This is a genomic window from Elusimicrobiota bacterium (genome assembly GCA_026388075.1).
Lineage (GTDB): Bacteria > Elusimicrobiota > Endomicrobiia > Endomicrobiales > JAPLKN01 > JAPLKN01.
In genome coordinates, this window is record JAPLKN010000041.1 from 1 (window position 1) to 3,121 (window position 3,121).

Here is a 3,121-nt window from a genome sequence, read left to right on the forward strand (position 1 = left end):
TTTTTCCGCGCCTTTTTTAGCTTCCTCTACAATTTTTTTAACTTCTTCATCAATAGTCTGTGATGTCTTGTCAGAAAATCTAGGTTCCCGGGTGAAATCTCTGCCAAGGAAAATTTCTTCATCCGGCCCTTTTAAAGATAGGGGTCCTATTTTATCGCTCATTCCAAACTCTGTCACCATTTTGTGAGCCATCTGGGTAGCTTTTAAAAGGTCATTTTGAGCCCCAGTTGTTATCTCATTAAAAATCAACTCTTCTGCAACTCTTCCCCCTAAAAGAACCGTCAACCTGCCTATTATTTCCTGCTTTGTTGTCAGAAATCTGTCTTCTATGGGAAGCTGAAGTGTATAACCCAATGCGGGGCCTCTTGGAATTATTGAAACCTTATGCACCGGGTCAGCCCCCGGCGTAAATTTTGCAACTAACGTGTGGCCGGATTCATGATATGCAATAATTTTCTTTTCCTGGTCTGAAATCATGCGGGACTTTTTTTGAGGACCGGCGATAACGCGGTCTATAGCTTCTTCAAATTCAGACAATTCAATCAATTCTTTGTTTCTCCTTGCAGCCAGAAGCGCGGCTTCATTTACAACATTTGCAAGATCTGCACCTACAAAACCCGGCGTGCGCCTTGCAACAACATTCAAATCCAAGTCTTTTGATATTTTAACATTTCTTGCATGAACTTTTAATATTTCAAAACGGTCTTTTAGATCAGGGTTAGGGATAGATATGTGGCGGTCAAACCTGCCCGGCCTAAGAAGCGCGGGGTCAAGAACATCAGGCCTGTTTGTCGCAGCAATTAATATTACTCCTTCTTTAGTGTCAAAACCGTCCATTTCAACAAGTATCTGGTTCAATGTTTGTTCGCGCTCATCGTGCCCGCCGCCGATCCCGGCGAAACGATGCCTTCCGACCGCGTCAATTTCATCAATAAATAAAAGGCACGGCGCGCTTTTTCTACCCTGATCAAACAAATCTCTCACCCTTGACGCGCCAACGCCCACAAACATTTCAACAAATTCCGAACCGCTTGAAGAAAAAAACGGTACCCCGGCTTCTCCTGCAACAGCTTTTGCTAAAAGGGTTTTTCCTGTTCCGGGAGCTCCGTACAAAAGCACGCCCTTTGGAATTTTTCCGCCGAGTTTCTGAAATTTTGCCGGGGCTTTTAAAAATTCTATTATTTCCTGAAGTTCCTCTTTTGCCTCGTCACAGCCGGCAACGTCTTTAAAAGTAGTCTTGATTTTCCTGTTGCTTTGAAGTTTCGCCTTGCTTCTTCCGAAAGACATTAGCTGTTTACCTCCGGTCTGCATTCCGCGTATCATCCAAAGCCAAAAGACTATAAGAAGCAGGACCGGACCCCAGTTCATGAGAAAAGGCATTAACCAACCGCGCTCAATTTCTCCAGAGTATTTAGGGATATTATATTGTTCCAGTTCGGACATGAGATTAGGATCATTTAATGCTGCCGTCCGGAAGTGTATGACTTTTTTATCCGGGGTTAAAAAATCCCCGCGGATTATTTCTTTCCCTATAACAAGTTTTGCCACTGTCCCGGCCTTAATATTCTCCTTCAGTATTGAATAAGGTATTTCTTCTTCAATAGGCCTATTACGCGCCGCTTGTATAAGATAAAGCAGCGACAAAAATACTGCCAACCAAATTAACACACTCCATCGATTCCTGTCTTTCATCTTTTAACTTCCTTTAGAAAATAATTAGGGTCTGCTGAAAAACATATCAGACCCTTGATTACACTGATTACAGAATTGATTACACAGATTATGATTGACGGTGAATCGGTGTAATCTTGCCGTTATCTGTGTAATCAAGGGCTTAATGAAAAATATTTTCGTAACAAAAAGTGCAAGTTTTTTGATGAAATGCGCGTTAAAACCGTGCACTTCTAAGTTCTTTTTTTTCATATAACTTATTAATAATTCAATCATTAGTTTTATTTTTCAGTAAGCCCTAATTATTATTCAAAAACACCTATAAAAGGCAATCCTCTATGTTTTCCGTTATAATCCAAACCATATCCTACCACAAATTGTTTAGGAATTTTAAAACCAGCATAATCAATATCAACCGGGATTTTGCGCGCATCACTTTTATCCAGAAGAACGCATATTTTCAGCGAAGAAGGATTTTTTGAAAGAATGCTCCTTCTAACCTGATCAAGCGTAAAACCCGTATCAATTATATCTTCAACTAAAAGAACATTTTTTTCCGAAGGATCATTTCGCATTTCTTTCAAAATATTAACTTTGCCGGTACTCTTTGAGCCTTCATAAGAAGAAACCGAAACAAAATCTATGCTAAAATTTATTTTAAGCTCTCGTATTAAATCTGAAAGAAATACTATACTTCCATCAAGAATTGCTACTAAAAGAACTTCTTTTTTAAAATAATCCCTGGAGATTTCTTCGGCAAGTTCCTTTATTCTTTCTTTTATCCTTTTCTCGCTTATTAAAATCCCTTTTATCCACGCACCAGAAGACCGCGGGTTTACCCGTGTGGATGTCATGCCTGAGGCAGATCCCTGCCCGCCGGCAGGCGCGGCGCCTTGGGCGGAAATGGTCTTTGGTGCGGTCCGCCGCGGCGGACGCTCCACGTGTAAGCGGGGAGCGAATCCCGTTATCTTTGAGATACCACGAGCTTGCCCGTGGAGCTTCATTTTATTTTCTTTTTTAGAACTCATTGAACTTTTAAAAAATATGATTTTTGATTGTTTTTTCTTACTTTCCATGTCCCTGAAAGATCTATATGATTTTTCTTTGAATCTACTAGAAAATCAAACACTTTTTCAATATTCAAAAGAGAGATCTTTTCAGGCAGTATTCGTTTTAGAATTCTGTATTGAATTGTTTTATTATATCTGAAAAACTCATTTAAATCAAGTGAAATTTTATCAATCCCGAATTTTGCGGATTTCTTTAATGCTTTATTCGTAAAAACATTCAAAAACTCATTTTCTGATGCAACAATTTTTGACAAATTAAAAAGATGTTCAACAGTTTTTTTATTGTATTTTTTTAATTTGCTTAAAATTTCATGCCGAATCCTGTTTCTAGTAAAATCCAACTTAAAATTTGATTCATCTATGCAATAAGATATTTTTTG

General features: G+C 38.8%; 3 protein-coding genes. All 3 read right to left on the bottom strand.

The window, feature by feature from the left end:
* Positions 1 to 1,692, bottom strand: a 1,692-nt coding sequence (gene ftsH, locus NT145_01890; protein MCX5781445.1) for an ATP-dependent zinc metalloprotease FtsH, incomplete at its 3' end; no start/stop codon positions are given.
* A 284-nt stretch (positions 1,693 to 1,976) separates the two neighbouring features.
* Positions 1,977 to 2,525, bottom strand: coding sequence for a hypoxanthine phosphoribosyltransferase (hpt, locus tag NT145_01895; GenBank protein ID MCX5781446.1), 549 nt, complete (start codon positions 2,523 to 2,525; stop codon positions 1,977 to 1,979).
* A 170-nt stretch (positions 2,526 to 2,695) separates the two neighbouring features.
* Positions 2,696 to 3,121, bottom strand: a 426-nt coding sequence (locus tag NT145_01900; GenBank protein ID MCX5781447.1) for a hypothetical protein, incomplete at its 5' end; no start/stop codon positions are given.